General features: G+C 70.7%; 14 protein-coding genes. 6 read left to right on the top strand and 8 right to left on the bottom strand.

What is annotated here, in order from left to right; all coding sequences use genetic code 11:
• Positions 1-26: 26 nt before the first annotated feature.
• A complete protein-coding gene (gene sigJ, locus AB0I94_RS10075) occupies positions 27-989 on the bottom strand; it encodes an RNA polymerase sigma factor SigJ (RefSeq protein ID WP_363308991.1) in 963 nt (320 codons plus the stop codon).
• 262 nt (positions 990-1,251) lie between these two features.
• Between sigJ and AB0I94_RS10070 the strand changes: the two genes are divergently transcribed.
• The 3 genes from AB0I94_RS10070 to AB0I94_RS10060 all read left to right on the top strand — a co-directional run bounded on the left by AB0I94_RS10070 (position 1,252) and on the right by AB0I94_RS10060 (position 3,265).
• Complete coding sequence (locus AB0I94_RS10070; RefSeq protein ID WP_363308990.1) at positions 1,252-1,725, top strand: carboxymuconolactone decarboxylase family protein; 474 nt, start codon at positions 1,252-1,254, stop codon at positions 1,723-1,725.
• Positions 1,726-1,808: 83 nt separating this feature from the next.
• On the top strand, positions 1,809-2,354 hold the full coding sequence (locus AB0I94_RS10065) for a YceI family protein (protein ID WP_363308989.1): 546 nt from the start codon (positions 1,809-1,811) through the stop codon (positions 2,352-2,354).
• Positions 2,355-2,419: 65 nt separating this feature from the next.
• A complete protein-coding gene (locus AB0I94_RS10060; protein WP_363308988.1) occupies positions 2,420-3,265 on the top strand; it encodes an endonuclease/exonuclease/phosphatase family protein in 846 nt (281 codons plus the stop codon).
• Here AB0I94_RS10060 and AB0I94_RS10055 read toward each other — a convergent pair.
• The 6 genes from AB0I94_RS10055 to AB0I94_RS10030 all read right to left on the bottom strand — a co-directional run bounded on the left by AB0I94_RS10055 (position 3,246) and on the right by AB0I94_RS10030 (position 10,604).
• A complete protein-coding gene (locus tag AB0I94_RS10055; protein ID WP_363308987.1) occupies positions 3,246-4,262 on the bottom strand; it encodes a TIGR03842 family LLM class F420-dependent oxidoreductase in 1,017 nt (338 codons plus the stop codon). The two genes, AB0I94_RS10060 and AB0I94_RS10055, sit on opposite strands and share 20 nt — an antisense overlap.
• Before the next feature lie 11 nt (positions 4,263-4,273).
• Positions 4,274-5,668, bottom strand: coding sequence for a dihydropyrimidinase (hydA, locus tag AB0I94_RS10050; RefSeq protein ID WP_363308986.1), 1,395 nt, complete (start codon positions 5,666-5,668; stop codon positions 4,274-4,276).
• A gap of 101 nt (positions 5,669-5,769) precedes the next feature.
• On the bottom strand, positions 5,770-7,053 hold the full coding sequence (locus tag AB0I94_RS10045) for an aspartate aminotransferase family protein (RefSeq protein WP_363308985.1): 1,284 nt from the start codon (positions 7,051-7,053) through the stop codon (positions 5,770-5,772).
• Positions 7,050-7,892, bottom strand: coding sequence for a nitrilase-related carbon-nitrogen hydrolase (locus AB0I94_RS10040; RefSeq protein WP_363308984.1), 843 nt, complete (start codon positions 7,890-7,892; stop codon positions 7,050-7,052). The genes AB0I94_RS10045 and AB0I94_RS10040 overlap by 4 nt, the downstream gene beginning before the upstream one ends.
• A 191-nt stretch (positions 7,893-8,083) precedes the next feature.
• On the bottom strand, positions 8,084-9,850 hold the full coding sequence (locus AB0I94_RS10035) for a hypothetical protein (protein ID WP_363308983.1): 1,767 nt from the start codon (positions 9,848-9,850) through the stop codon (positions 8,084-8,086).
• 106 nt (positions 9,851-9,956) lie between these two features.
• Complete coding sequence (locus tag AB0I94_RS10030) at positions 9,957-10,604, bottom strand: TetR/AcrR family transcriptional regulator (RefSeq protein ID WP_363308982.1); 648 nt, start codon at positions 10,602-10,604, stop codon at positions 9,957-9,959.
• Positions 10,605-10,663: 59 nt separating this feature from the next.
• Between AB0I94_RS10030 and AB0I94_RS10025 the strand changes: the two genes are divergently transcribed.
• Both AB0I94_RS10025 and AB0I94_RS10020 read left to right on the top strand, forming a co-directional pair.
• A complete protein-coding gene (locus AB0I94_RS10025) occupies positions 10,664-11,110 on the top strand; it encodes a nuclear transport factor 2 family protein (protein WP_363308981.1) in 447 nt (148 codons plus the stop codon).
• Complete coding sequence (locus AB0I94_RS10020) at positions 11,107-11,952, top strand: NAD(P)H-binding protein (RefSeq protein WP_363308980.1); 846 nt, start codon at positions 11,107-11,109, stop codon at positions 11,950-11,952. The genes AB0I94_RS10025 and AB0I94_RS10020 overlap by 4 nt, the downstream gene beginning before the upstream one ends.
• Before the next feature lie 77 nt (positions 11,953-12,029).
• Here AB0I94_RS10020 and ggt read toward each other — a convergent pair whose 3' ends face one another.
• A complete protein-coding gene (gene ggt, locus AB0I94_RS10015; RefSeq protein ID WP_363308979.1) occupies positions 12,030-13,841 on the bottom strand; it encodes a gamma-glutamyltransferase in 1,812 nt (603 codons plus the stop codon).
• A 104-nt stretch (positions 13,842-13,945) separates the two neighbouring features.
• Here ggt and AB0I94_RS10010 point away from each other — a divergent pair, with 104 nt between their 5' ends.
• Positions 13,946-14,704 carry a hypothetical protein gene (locus AB0I94_RS10010; RefSeq protein ID WP_363308978.1) on the top strand — a complete coding sequence of 253 codons (759 nt, stop codon included), beginning with the start codon at positions 13,946-13,948 and terminating at the stop codon, positions 14,702-14,704.
• Positions 14,705-14,801 lie beyond the last annotated feature (97 nt).

The raw sequence follows: 14,801 nt of genomic DNA, 5'->3' as shown, positions 1-14,801 counted from the left end.
CCAGCCCCTCCGCAGGACACCTCGGCTCAGTTCAGCGCCTTGCCGTACGACGTCCAGGACCTGAGCTTCTCGGGGTTCCGTATCGCCCACAAGCGGGTGATCCGGTCGCCCGCGATGTCGAAGGCCAGCACCGACGTGGTGACGCCGTCGTGCTGGACCACCAGGCCGGGCTGGCCGTTGACCGTGCGCTCAAGGATCTTCTGGTCGAACGCCTGGCCGTCGATGACGACGGAGACGGCGACCAGGTAGCGCGCGATCTCCTCGCTTCCCACGAGGGGGCGGGGCGCGGCGTTGACCAGTCCTCCGCCGTCGGCAAGTGCCGTGGCATCGGGGTCGAGGAGACCGATCAGCGCGGCGATGTCCTTGGTCTCCCAGGCGTGCCTGAAGTCTTTGACGACGGTGGCGCGCCGGGCCGCCGGAGTCGCGGGTTCGTGCGCGGCACGTATGCGGCGGCGCGCCGATGAGGCCAGCTGGCGGCACGCCGCCGGGCTGCGCCCGACGATCTCGGCCACTTCCGCGAAGGAGTAGCGGAAGACGTCGTGCAGGACGAACGCGACGCGCTCGGCCGGGGTCATCGATTCGAGTACGACGAGGAAGGCCATGCTGACCGACTCGTCGAGAGTGACCCGGTCGGCCGGATCGGCGGTCGCGCCGCCCTGCCGCCCGTCGGCCCACTCCGTGCGATCGGGCAGCGGCTCCGGGATCCATTCCCCCACGTAACTCTCGCGCCTGGCCCGCGCCGAGCGGAGCTGGTCGAGGCAGATGCGGCCGGCGACCCTCGTCAGCCAGCCGCCGGGGGATTCGATGGCCTCCTGCTGGCGCGGGGACATCGCGTACCAGCGCACGTAGGCCTCTTGCACGACGTCCTCCGCGTCGGCCAGGGAGCCGAGGAGCCGGTACGCGAGATTGATCAGCTGTCGCCGCTCGCCCATGATCGCGCTCAGGCTCGGGTCGATCCGTCCGTCTCCGGGCTCGAACTGGGTTCTCATGGTGTCGCCACTCCCTTGCCGCGTCAGCCGCCCTCATCCGATGAGGCAGCCTCTCCGTCTTCCGACGAGACAGCCTCCACGTCTTCCGACGAGACGGCCTCTCCGTCCTACGACGAGACAGCCCCTCGAAATGTGACGTCGCCCCCGCGCCTCACATTTCGAGGGGCTGTCTCGTCGGTGCTGCTGGGACGAAGACGATCCCGCGAAGAGCCGTTCCGCCCGTCCGGTGGGCCGGCCAAGAGGCAAGAAAAGGGAGATCACCATGCAAGCCCGTATCGACTTCCTCGCCAACCCGGTCTCGGCCGGTGTCGTCAAGCACATCGCCACCGCGGGCAGGTCACTCCTGGAGTCGACGCTGCCGGCCGCGACGCGGGAGCTGGTCGAACTCCGCGTCAGCCAGATCAACGGCTGCGGATTCTGCATCGACATACACGCCAAGGAGGCCGTGCACGCCGGGGAGACCCCCCTGCGCCTCCACTTGGTCGCCGCGTGGCGCGAGGCCACGGTGTTCACCGATGCCGAGCGGGCCGCCCTGGAGCTGGCGGAGGAGGGCACCAGGATCGCGGACGCGGCCGGTGGTGTCCCGGACGAGGTGTGGGCGAACGCCGCCAAGCACTACGACGAGGACCAGCTCGCCGCCCTGGTGTCGACCATCGCTCTCATCAACGCCTTCAACCGCCTGAACGTCCTCACTCAGCGGCCCGCGGGCGACTACCAGGTCGGCCAGTTCGGCTAGCCGATATCCCCGACGGCTGGTGCCCCGGCCGCAGGGCCGGGCCCAGCCGTCCACGCGCACCGACCAGAAAGGCAGGAAAGACCATGCCGACCACGATCGGCCTCGACGAGCTGACCGGCGCCTATGTCCTCGACACCGCCCACTCCCGGATCGGATTCGTCGGCCGGCACACTCTGTCCACCAAGGTCCGCGGGGAGTTCGAGGAGTACGAGGGCAGCGCTTATCTGTTCGGCGACCAACCGTCGAAGTCCAGCGCACGCCTCTCGATCCGGGCGGCGAGTCTCCAGACCCACCAGCGGCAGCGCGACGCCCAGTTGCGCGGCACGTTTCTGGACACGGACAACCACCCCGTCATCACCTTCGATTCGACCGAGGTGGAGCCGGTCGACGAGACGACCTACGACGTCACCGGCGATCTGACGATGCGCGGGGTGACCAAACCGGTCACCCTCCGCGTCGAGCTGACCGCCGCCGAGACGGATTCGCGGGGCGAGCTGCGGGTCAACTTCCTGGGCAGCGTCACGGTCAACCGCGAGGACTGGGGTGTGAACTGGAACGCCGCGACCTCCGTTCTCGTGAGCCCGAAGGTGACGCTGGAGTTCGACGTCATCGCCGTCCGGCAGCCGTGAGCGCCCGACGGCACGGCAGCACCCGCGAGGAAGCACCACCGCAAGCGACCGGGGAGAGGAACTCGATGGCGGCAGGACTGCGCGTCGTGACGCTGAACGTCTGGAACGGCCGCGGCGACGCCGTCGCGCGTGCGGCGCTGATCAACGCCGAACTGCGGCGGCTCGCGCCGGATCTCGTCGCCTTCCAGGAGGTCCTGCCGGACCAGCTGCCCGGTCTGATCGAGGGGACGGGCCTGCACGGCACCCACCAGTCGCAGACCACCGCGACGGCCCCGCCCTACGCGGATCGGTACGGCGGGACGGCCATCGCGACGCGGTGGCCGCACCGCATCGTCGAAGTCCTGGACCAGCGCGGAGCGGGCGCGCCCGACGTCCCCTGGCTCACCCCGGCCGCCCACGTGCCGCTGCCCGGCCTTGGCGACGTGCTGTTCATCGCGCCCACGACGTCCTTCCGCCTCGACGCCGAAGCGCAACGGGAGCGTCAGGTGCTGGCCTTGAGCGACCTGGACGCCCGGCATCGCACGGCCCTGCCGACGATCATGGCCGGTGACTTCAACGCGGACCCCGACTCCGCCGGCATCCGCTATCTGACCGGCCGGCAATCGCTCTCGGGGCGAAGCACCCACTTTCACGACGTGTGGGAAATCGCGGGCTCCGGCCCCGGACACACCTGGACCGCCGACAACCCTCACGCCGCCGAGGACATCGAGCTCTTGGTGCGTCAGCCCGGGCACCACCGCCGGATCGACTACGTCTTCGTCGGCTCACCGCACGCGCACCCGAACGCCTACGCTCGCGTGCGCAGTGCCGACCTCGCCTTCGGCAAACCGGCCGACGGCCTCTGGCCCAGTGATCATTACGGGGTCGTCGCCGACCTGGAGGTGGGTCTGCTCACGACAGGGCGGGGATGACCGTGGCGCCGTAGCCGTCGATGACGCTCTCGCGGGCGTCATGCATCGCGTACAGGGCGAACTGGTCGACTCCCAGCCGCTTCAACTCCTCCAGTCTGGCGATGTGTTGCCGCGCCGTACCGATGACGCAGAAGCGGTCCACGATGTCGTCGGGGACGAAGGCCGTGTCGGGGTTGTCGGCGCGGCCGTGATGGGAGTAGTCGTAGCCTTCGCGGGCCTTGATGTACTCCGTGAGGGCCTCGGGGACCAGGTTCGAGTGCGCGCCGTACTTGGCCACCAGGTCGGCCACGTGGTTGCCGACCATCCCGCCGAACCAGCGGCACTGCTCGCGCGCGTGGGCCAGCGCGGCGGGCGAGTCGTCCTGGGTGAGATAGGCGGGCGCGGCGACGCAGATCGTCACCGAGGACGGATCGCGGCCCGCCGCCGCCGCGGCGTCGCGGACCGCCTTCACCATCGACTCCGTCAGATACGGGTCGGCCAGCTGGAGGATGAACCCGTCCGCCTCCTCGCCCGCCATCTTCAGCGCCTTGGGCCCGTACGCGGCCATCCACACCGGGAGGCGGGCGTCCGGCCCGATCCAGGGGAAGCGGATCGTGGTGCCGCCCAGGTCCGCCTCCTCGCCCGAGGCGAGCGCGCGGATGACCTTCATCGCCTCGCTGATCCGGGCGAGGGTGTTCGGGGTGCGCCCGGCGACGCGCATCGCGGAGTCTCCCCGCCCGATGCCGCAGACGGTGCGGTTGCCGTACATGTCGTTGAGCGTGGCGAACGTGGAGGCCGTCACCTCCCAGGTGCGGGTGCCCGGGTTGGTGACCATCGGGCCGACGATCAGCCGGTCCGTGTTCGCCAGGATCTGGCTGTAGATGACGAAGGGTTCCTGCCACAGCACGGCCGAGTCGAAGGTCCAGCCGTAGCGGAAGCCGCTCCGCTCGGCGCGTTTCATCAGGCTGATGACCTGCGCGGCCGGCGGATCGGTCTGCAGGACGAGTCCGAAGTCCATGGTCGCGTCTCCTAGCCGAGGTACTGGGTGGTGCCGCGCGGGACGTACGAGCCGTATCCGGCATGGCCGGTGAACTTCCGGTGGTCGATGACGACTTCGCCGCGGGACAGGACCGTCTCCACCTGGCCCATGACGTGCTTTCCCTCGTACGCGGAGTAGTCCACGTTCATGTGGTGCGTGTCCGCCGACATGACCTGCTCGGCGGCCGGGTCGTAGATGACGACGTCCGCGTCCGCGCCCGGCGCGATCGTGCCCTTCTTGCCGTACAGGCCGAACATCCTGGCCGGGCTCGCGCAGGCGATCTCGATCCAGCGACGGCGGCTGATGTGCCCGTCCACCACGGCCTGGTGGAGGAGGTCCATGCGGTTCTCGACGCCCGGGAGACCGTTCGGGATCTTGGAGAAGTCCCCGCGGCCCAGCTCCTTCTGACCCACGAAGCAGAACGGGCAGTGGTCGGTGGAGACCACCTGGAGGTCGTTCGTGCGCAGACCGCGCCAGAGGGCGGCCTGGTGCTCGCGAGGCCGCAGCGGCGTCGAGCAGACGTACTTGGAGCCCTCGAAGTCGGGCTCCGCGAGGTTGTCCGTGGAGAGGAACAGATACTGCGGGCAGGTCTCCCCGAACACCGGCAGGCCCTCGTCGCGGGCCCTGGCCAGTTCCGCCACCGCCTCCTGGGCCGACACGTGCACCACGTACACCGGCGCACCCGCCACCTGGGCGAGCTTGATCACGCGGTGTGTCGCCTCCGCCTCCAGGAGCGACTTGCGCACCTCGCCGTGGTAGCGCGGATCCGTCTCGCCGCGCGCCAGGGCCTGCTCCACCAGGACGTCGATGGCGAGGCCGTTCTCCGCGTGCGTCATGATCAGCCCGCCGTTGACGGCGGCCCGCTGCATCGCCCGCAGGATCTGGCCGTCGTCGCTGAAGAAGACGCCGGGGTAAGCGGTGAAGAGCTTGAAGGAGCTGACGCCTTCCTCGATGAGGTGGTCCATCTCCTTCAGGGTCCTCTCGTTGACGTCCGAGAGGATCATGTGGAAGCCGTAGTCGATCGCGCACTTGCCGTCCGCCTTGGCGTACCAGGCGTCGAGGCCCGCGCGCAGCGCCTGTCCCTTGGTCTGCACCGCGAAGTCCACGATGGTCGTGGTGCCGCCCCAGGCCGCGGCCCGGGTGCCCGTCTCGAAGTCGTCGGACGAGAAGGTGCCGCCGAACGGGAAGTCCATGTGGGTGTGCGCGTCGACTCCGCCCGGGATCACGTACTTGTGGGAGGCGTCGATGACGCGGTCGGCGGTCCACTCCTGGGTCCCGGTGGAAGCCAGGGCCGCGATGCGACCGTCCTCGATCAGAACGTCGGCGTGGATCTCCTCGGCGGCGGTGATGACGAGTCCGCCGCGGATCAGGGTGCGGGTGCTCATGATGGGGCGCTCCCTTTCATGCTCGTACGGTCGTGCACGTTCATGCTCGTACGGTCGTGCGCGTTCGCGCGCGTACGGTCGTGTGCGCGCGGGTACGTGAACTAGACGCTCCGCAGGGCCTGTTCGAGGATCGCCGCCCCTTCCTCCGCCTCCGCCACGGTCAGTGTGAGCGGCGGGGCGACGCGCAGCACGCTGGTGTCGTGGCCGCCGCCCTTGCCGATGAGGAGTCCGCCTTCGCGGGCCGCTTCCAGGACGGCTGCGGCCGCCTGTGGAGCGGCCTGGCCCGTCTCGGGGTTGTGCAGCTCGATGCCGATCATCAGGCCCCGGCCGCGCACCTCGCGTACGACGGGCAGTTGGGCACAGATGGCGCGCAGCCGCTCGATGAGCAGGCCACCGACGCGCCGCGCGTTGCCCTGGAGGTCGTGCTCCAGGAGATACGTGAGGTTGGCGAGGCCGGCCGCCATGGTGACCGGGGAGCCGCCGAAGGTCGAGATGGAGTTGGAGTCGAGGGAGTTCATGACCTCCGCGCTCGCGACGACGCCACCGATGGACATGCCGTTGCCGATGCCCTTGGCGAAGGTCAGGATGTCCGGCGGACCGCTGGCGGCATGTGCCTGCCAGCCCCAGAAGTGATCGCCCGTGCGCCCCCAGCCGGTCTGCACCTCGTCCGAGATCCACAGGACGCCGTGCTCCCACAGGACTTCGCGGAAGGCGGCGTAGAGCCCGTCCGGTGGCGAGGTGAAGCCGCCGACCCCCTGGACGGGCTCGGCGATCAGCGCCGCCACTCCCCCGCGTGTCTGCCCGAGCATGTCTTTGAGGTCGGCGACGCAGGCCTCGATGAACTCGGCGTCGCTCAGAGCGGCGTACGGCCCGCGACTGCGGACGCCGCCGTGGACGTACAGCGTCTGGAGCGGCGAGAGGCTGGTCGGCGACCAGGAGTTGTTGCCGGTGATGCCGACGGCCGTGAAGGAGCGGCCGTGGTAGCTGTTGCGCATCGCCAGGATCTGGTTCGAGCGGCGGTGCGCGGTGGCCAGGAGCAGGGCCGTGTCGTTGGCCTCGGTCCCCGACGTGGTGAAGAAGACCCGGGCGTCCGGGATGCCGGAGAGGCCCGCGACCCGCTCCGCGAGGTCGATCATCGGCCGGTTGAGGTAGAGCGTGGACGAGTGGATGATCCGCCCGGCCTGCTCGCTGATCGCCTTGGTGACCTCGGGCAGCGCGTGGGCGGTCATGGTGGTGAGGATGCCGCCGAAGAAGTCGAGGTACTGCCTGCCGTCCGCGTCCCGGACGCGGCGGCCCTCCCCGTGGGTGATCTCCAGCGGGTCGTCGTAGTACAGGGCGAGCCACTGCGGCAGGACTGCCTTGTGGCGGGCGTGGAGGTCGCTCACGGCTGTACCAGCCCTTCGTACGCGTCGGGGCGGCGGTCCCGGTAGAACGCCCACTGCTGGCGTACTTGCTCGATCAGGCCGAAGTCCAGGTCTCTGACGACCAGTTCCTCGGCCTTGTCGCTCGCGGCCTCGCCGACGAACTGGCCGCGCGGGTCGACGAAGTACGACGTCCCGTAGAAATCGTTGTCGCCGTACTCCTCGACGCCCACGCGGTTGATCGCGGCGACGAAGTATTCGTTGGCGACGGCCGCGGCGGGCTGTTCCAGTTGCCAGAGGTGGGCGGAGAGCCCGCGGGAGGTGGCGGAGGGGTTGTAGACGATCTGCGCGCCGTTCAGGCCGAGCTGGCGCCAGCCTTCGGGGAAGTGGCGGTCGTAGCAGATGTAGACGCCGACCTTGCCGACGGCCGTGTCGAAGACGGGCCAGCCCGCGTTCCCCGGCTTGAAGTAGTACTTCTCCCAGAAGCCCTTGACCTGGGGGATGTGGTGCTTGCGGTACTTGCCGAGGTACGAGCCGTCGGAGTCGATGACGGCGGCGGTGTTGAAGTAGAACCCGGACTGCTCGACCTCGAAGACCGGGACGACGACGACCATGCCGGTCTCGCGGGCGAGTTCCCTCATCCGTGTGACGGTGGGCCCGTCCGGCACCGGCTCGGCCCAGCGGTAGTGCTCGGGCTCCTGCACCTGGCAGAAGTAGGGGGCGTTGAACACTTCCTGGAAGCCTATGATCTTCGCACCCTGGCGGGCCGCCTCCCGGGCGTGCTCCTCGTGCTTGGCAATCATGGATTCGGTGTCGCCTGTCCAGGTTGCCTGAACCAGTGCGGCGCGTACGACGTTGGCCATGAGGTGCTCCTTCGACGGGACGTCAGAGAGCTTCTACGCCCGTAGACTTGGTGCGTAGACAGGAAAACGTAAGCCTCCCCGACGGGCTGGGCAAGACCATCGCCGTGAACCGGCGGAGTCGATCATGTTTCGCACCCAAGCGGGCGAGAAGAGCACGAGAACATGCAGACGCAACGGGCGTGACGGGCGCGTCAGGCGCTGAATCCGGCGACGCGCAGCGCGTGCACGAGATCCCAGTGACGCTCCTCCGACACCCCCTGGGCAGCCTGGAGGAGCAGCGGAATGAGGCGGTACGGATCGGTGTGCGCGCAACTTGCCGTGTCCTCGGGGGTCCGTACGCGGATGTAGGAGTCGAGCAGGGCACGGGCCTCGCGCTCGCGTCCCGCGTCGATCAGCGCGAGCACCGCCTCGGCGATCTCCGGGGCGGGCCGGGAGACTCCCTGCCGCAGCAGCTTGCGGCAGTCGTCGGCGCGGCCCGCTCCGGCGAGGGCGTCGGCGAGCGCGACGAGCCGGTCGGGCGGCAAGGACGCGGCCTCCCAGAGCAGCGTCGACCAGTCCGCGCCGAGGCCCGCGCGGTGCAGCTCACCGGCGAACACGGGCAGGCGCGGCGCGGGCCAGCCCGCGGCCTCGACCAGTACGCCGTGCGCCTCGCCGCTGCGGCCCTCGCCACGGAGCTTGATGAGCGCGGCGACGGCTTCGGCGGTGGCCCGCTCGGCGTCGCTGTCCGGCCCCGGGGCGCCGCGGCGCCCGTCTTCACCGGCGCCGCCCCGCCCTTGGGCGGTGTTTCCGTAGCGCGCGCCGCGCGGGCTGTTCGCGGCGGGCGGCTGCGCGGCCGTACGCGGTGCGGCGACGGAACCGGTCGCGGTCTCGTCCGCGGTCTCGTCGTCCGCCCCGGAGAACCCCGCGAAACGGGCACCACGGGGGCGGCGCTGGCGGCGGGGCGTGTCGCGCGACTTGCGGCCCGACTCGGGGACGTCGTGGCCTTGCTCGGGGATGTTGTGGTTTTGCTCGGGGACGTTGTGGCCTTGCTCGGGGGCGCGGGTCGCGTCGGGGGCCGCTTCGGGCCGCGCCGCCGGGGGGTCGGCCGACAGAGTGCGGGCATCGGGAGCCGGGACGCCGTGGCCGTCCTGGAAGGCCCCCAACTCCGCTGCGCGAGTGCCGCGATGGCCGCCCGCACCACCGGCCCTGAAGCTGTCGGCGACAGGAGCCGCCAAGCCGTCCTCGGCAGGAGCCCCGAACGCGTTCCGCGTCTGCTCGTCGTAGTCGCCCGAGTCGCCGAAGTCACCGAAGCCGCCGTCCTCGGCCCCGAGAGCCGCCGACGGCCGGTCTCTGAAGCCGCCCGGCGCCCCCGCGCCAGGGCCACCCACCGCTCCGCCGTCGAAGTCGTCCGTCCCCACAGCCGCGAAGTCGTCCGCCACCGGAGTCCCGAAGTCGACCCACTGCGGGTGATCCGCCCGGTCCAACCGCTCGACGCGCTCCCGGAGTTCGGCGCACCGGGCGGTCGCCCGCTCGTGGTCGTCGCGGACCCAGGCCAGATCGCGGTTGATCCGCTCCGCCTCGTCCGGCGTGTCCGCGGCGGCGAGCGAGTAGCCCAGTTCCACCTGCCGTTCCACGGCGAACCGCTGCTCGGTCAGCATCATGTCGAGGCGCTCGCCGAGCAGCCCGCGACCGCCGGGCCGCGCGTCGTACGCGGACAGCGAGGCCGTGTGCAGCGCCCGCGCCCGCTGCGTCTCACGCTCGGCGGCCTGCGCCCCGTACCCCGCGGCCAAGTCGTGCAGCAGCGCCTCCACCACGTCCCAGGGGGGCACTTCCGAGCCATCCAGGCACGCCTGCATCCCCTCGGGGTCACGGGACCAGAACACGCCGCACCACCCCACGCCCGAATCGAGGTGCGCCAGGAGACCTCTCAGGTACTTCGCGAACTCCCCTACATGATCGGGGAGTTGTCCTACTGCCATCCGAGCCAGCACCGCCCCATGGAGCCGGGAGTCTTCCGGTCCGGAAGATAACACCAGTCGTGTTACGGGACGACTACACGCAGTTTTCCGGCCGCCTCACAGCGCCTCACAGAGCGCCGCCGGCGCGGTGAGCGAGGACCGAGGCACAGAGCTTGCGCAGCCCCTCGTGCAGTTGCCCGGCTTCCGCACCCTGGCTGGTCAGATGTTCCACCAGATCGCTGCGGACGGCGGCGAGCAGGGCGTGCGCGAGGTAGTCGGCGTCCTCGCGTGCGTGTACGCCGGACAGCATTCCGGCGACTTCGGAGTGCCAGAGGTCGTACGCCGGATTGAGATAGGGACTACCGGCCCCTGCCCGTTCGAGGGCCAGCATCAGCGCGCGCTGGTTCAGCTTGAGGTCGAGGAGCGCCGCCATGAGCGCGGGCAACCGCTCGTCCACCGGCGCGCCGGGACCGAGCGGCGGCGGCCCCTCGGTGACCTGCTCGCGCAGCTGCCGCGTCTCCTCGACGACCAGCGCCCTGACCAGACCGACGCGGTCGGAGAAGTGCCGGAAGACCGTGCCCTTGCCGGCGCCGGCGGCCTGCGCGATGTCGGCCATCTTGACGCTGTCGGGGTCGTCGGCCGCACCGAACAGCCGGGCGGCGGCGGCCAGCAGGGCGGCCCTGTTGCGGACGGAGTCGGCTCTCTCCTTGCGGGCGGTGATGGTTCCTCCTCGGGATGGGGCGGGGTCGATGTCGGGGTGAGCAGACCCCAGCATAAGTCGACCCGGGGTCCGGTACTTGTAAACGGACCCTGGGTCAGGTTAACGTCGCCGCCATGACACCGCACCCTTCCGCGACCGACGTGTTCACCCACTCTCTGGACCTCCTCCTCGCCAAGGACATCGAGGGCTGGGTCGCCCTCTGGGCGCCGGACGGCGTCCTCGAGTTTCCCTTCGCGCTTCCCGGGGCGCCGAACCGGCTCGTCGGGCGCGACGCCGTACGCGGATACATGGCCGACTACCCCGACCACATCGACCTGCGGAGCTTTGAGGACCTAGCCGTCCACCGCACCGACGACCCCGAGACCATCGTCGTGGAGCTGCGCGGCACCGGCCGCGCGGTCGCCACCGGGCGCCGCTTCGACATGCCGTACATCCAGGTCGTCACCGTCCACGAGGGGAGGATCACGCGCTTTCGCGACTACTGGAACGGCGCGCTGATCGCCGATGCCTTCGACGGCGAGATCCCCGTCGGCGCCGCACACTCCGGAGAGACCCGATGACCATGCGCTTCCTGATCACCGGCGGCACCGGCACCACGGGCAGCCGGGTCGCGACCGCACTCGCCGACCAGGGCGTGTCCGTACGTGTGGCGAGCCGCACCCCTGCGCCGGGCACCCGCCAGGTCCGCTTCGACTGGGCCGACGCCGCCACGCACGGCGCGGCTCTCAGCGGCGTGGACGGCGTCTACCTGGTGCCGCCCATCGGTGACGCCGCGCCCGCCCGGCTGATGGTGCCGTTCCTGGAGCGCGCCCTGGAGGCGGGCGTGCGCCGCTTCGTGCTGCTGAGTTCCTCCGCCATCGCCGAGGGCGACCCCGGAGCCGGTGAGGTGCACGAGGCGCTGCGCCGACTGGCTCCGGAATGGGCCGTGTTGCGCCCTTCCTGGTTCATGCAGAACTTCGTCACCCCCGGCCATCTCCACGGCGAGAGCATCCGCGCAGCGGACGAGATCGTGACGGCCACCGGGCGAGGGCGGGTGGCGTTCGTCGACGCCGACGACATCGCCGCCGTCGCCGTACGGGCCCTGACCGACGAGCGGTCCCACAACGCGGTGCACCTGCTCACGGGGCCCAAAGCGCTCGGCTACACCGACGTCGCAAAGGCGCTCTCCGAGGCCACGGGGCGCGAGATCCGGCATCGCTCCATCCCGGTGGCGGACTTCCGGGAGCGACTCACCGCCACCGGAATACCCGAGGCGTTCGCGCACGTACTGGCCGCCATGGACGATGCCATCGCGCACGGGGCCGAGGACCGCGTGGACCCCACCGTGGAGCGGGTCACCGGCAGGCCGCCCCGTGACTTCGCGGACTTCGCCGCCGCGCACACCGCCGCGTGGCGCCGATGACATGACCGCGACGCCCGCGCGGGGCCCCCTCCTCGCGCGGTCGCCGCGGCATGCCCCTGCGGCGCGGCATCGAGCCTCTACTGCGGCCGCACCACCATCGCCGAGCCGCCACCACGACGCGTCTTCTCCGCGGCGGCGAGCCACTTCCCGCCGGGCAGCCGTTGCACCCCGGTGGCCGCGCCGATCTCGGGATTCTGCTTGAAGGAGTGGCCGATCGCCTCCAGGTCGGCCCGCAGCGGGCTCCCCCAAAGGCCCGGCTCCAGCTCCGTCTGCGCGGCGTTGCGCTGGCTCGCGCGCGGCGCGGCGATCGCGTCGACGAGCGGCAGCCCCCGGTCGACGAAGCCCGTGAGGGTCTGCAGCACGGTGGTGATGATCGTCGCACCGCCCGGCGACCCGAGTGCGATGACCGGCTGCCCCTTCTCGAGGACGATCGTCGGTGCGATCGAGGAGCGGGGCCGCTTGCCCGGACCCGGCAGGTTGGGGTCGTGCACGGCCGGGTCGGCCGGCGCGAAGGAGAAGTCGGTCAGTTCGTTGTTGAGCAGAAAACCGCGACCGGGCACGGTGATGCCGCTGCCGCCCGTCGACTCGATGGTCAGGGTGTAGGCGACGACGTTGCCCCACTTGTCGGCGGCCGTGAGGTGCGTCGTGTTCTCCCCTTCGTACGTGGTCGGTGCGGCCTTGTCACCCGCCTTGCAGGAGGCGGGGTCCCGTGGGTTCCCCGGCGCGAGCGGACTCTTCAGGACCGCGTCGTCGCGGATCAGGCACTCCCGCGAGTCGGCGAACCGCTGCGAGAGCAGTTCCTTCGTCGGTACGTCCTCGAAGGCGGGGTCGCCCACCCACCGCCCCCGGTCGGCGAAGGCGACCCGGCTGGCCTCGATGAACCGGTGCAGATACTTCTTCTTCGAGGCCTTCGAGAGATCGGTCCGCTCAAGGATGTTGAGCGCCTCACCGACGGTCGTGCCACCGGAGGACGAGGGAGCCATCGAGTAGACGTCGAGCCCTCGGTAGGACGTCTTCGTCGGCGCCTGCCGCTTCACGGCGTAGGCCTTCAGGTCCTTCGCCGACAGGTCGCCGGGACGGGCCACGCGCCCCGACGCCGGGTCCACGGGCGGCTTGTTCACGGTCCGTACGACGTCCTTGCCGATGCCTCCCCGGTACATCGCGCCGACGCCCTTGCGCCCCAACTCCTCGTAGGTACGGGCGAGATCGGGGTTCTTGAACGTCGAGCCGACCACCGGCAGCGCCCCGCCGGGCAGGAAAAGCTCCGCCGTGTCGGGGAAGTCCGCGAACCGCGCCTGGTTCGCCTCGGTCTGCGAGCGGAAGGTGCCGTCCACCGTGAATCCGTCGCGCGCGAGCCGCTCGGCGGGCTTCAGGAGCGTGCCGAGCCGCTTGCTGCCCCACTTGTCGAGAGCCGACTCCCAGGTCGCGGGGGTGCCGGGCGTGCCCACGCCCAGGCCGCTGGTGACGGCGTCGGCGAAGGGGATCGGTTTGCCGTCCTCCAGGAAGAGGCCGGAGTCGGCGGTTCGCGGGGCGGTCTCGCGGCCGTCGATCGTGCTCACCTTGCGGCTCTTGGCGTCGTAGTGGACGAAGTAGCCACCGCCCCCGACCCCCGCCGAGTAGGGCTCGGTGACGCCGAGGGCCGCCGCCGTGGCGACCGCCGCGTCCACCGCGTTGCCGCCCTTCCTGAGGACCTCGATCCCGGCGGCGGACGCGTCCGCGTCGACGCTCGAGACGGCACCGCCGTAGCCGACGGCCACCGGCACCTTCGGCGGGGCCGGCGAGGCCGTGTGAGCTGAGCGCGGAGACGAAGGGGGCGCGGCCGCTCCGACCGACACCAATACCCCTCCGACCGCCAATAGCGTCAGATTCCGTACGACAGCACGACGCATCCGTACCTCCAGTCAACAGCCGTCCGCGCAGCGTAACTTCGCGTCCCCCGCCACGTCAGGACCCCCTCGAACACGGGTCCTAGAGCCCGCTAGCATGCGCCCCCATGACTGAAGACGTGCGCAACATCGTCCTCGGCCTGATCGCGGCCGGCCTCGGTGCCGTGCTGGGCTGGCTCGCCCGTACCTACCTCTGGCGGCGGGGGCTCCGCCGCAAGCAGGCCTTCTTCGGGCTGCCCGACAACGCCGAGTCGCTGCTCGTGGTGAACCGCGAGGCGGGCGGCCCCGAGCTCACCGTCGTGCGCCACGACGTGTTCGCGCTGCTCGAACTGGCCGCGCTGATCAAGGACTGCGGGGCGCACGCCCAGCTCGTCGCGCACGACGCCGCCCAGCAGAGCTTCGGCGAGCGCACGGAATTCTGCATCGGTTCGCCGGCCGTCAACCGCCGCATGGCAGCGCACATGCACTCCCTGCTGCCCGGCGTCCGCATCAACACCGAACCGGAGCCGGGCCCGGACCGCGGCGCCTTCCAGATCGGCAGCGAGCGGTACCGCATGGAGGGCGGCATCTCGGAGTACGTGATCCTCGCGCGGCTCACCGCGGGGCAGGGCCAGGAGGCGAGACCCGTCTTCCTCTTCTGCGGCCAGCGGGCGATCACCAACCAGGCGGCCACCCGCTATCTCGCCCGGCACCATGAGCGCCTCGCCCGCAAGCACGGCGGCAACACCTTCGTCCTGCTCCTGAAGGTCGTCAACTCCCAGGCGTACGGTCCCGACGTCGTCGAGCTCGTCGGTGACGTCACCCGCCCCGCCCAGGCCCCCGCTCCGGTGGCCACTCCGGCGCGCGCGTCCCATCGCGCCAAGTAGCCGCGAGTTCACCGGGCGCCGACGGCCGCGACCGACCCATACGCCGCCTCTGTGACCTAGTCGGCGAATTCGGGGCAAGAGGCAACCCATCGGGACC

The organism is Streptomyces sp. NPDC050147 (assembly GCF_040660195.1).
Taxonomy (GTDB): domain Bacteria; phylum Actinomycetota; class Actinomycetes; order Streptomycetales; family Streptomycetaceae; genus Streptomyces.
The sequence above is the reverse complement of the archived record's forward strand: the minus strand, read 5'-3'. Positions and strand labels throughout refer to the sequence as shown.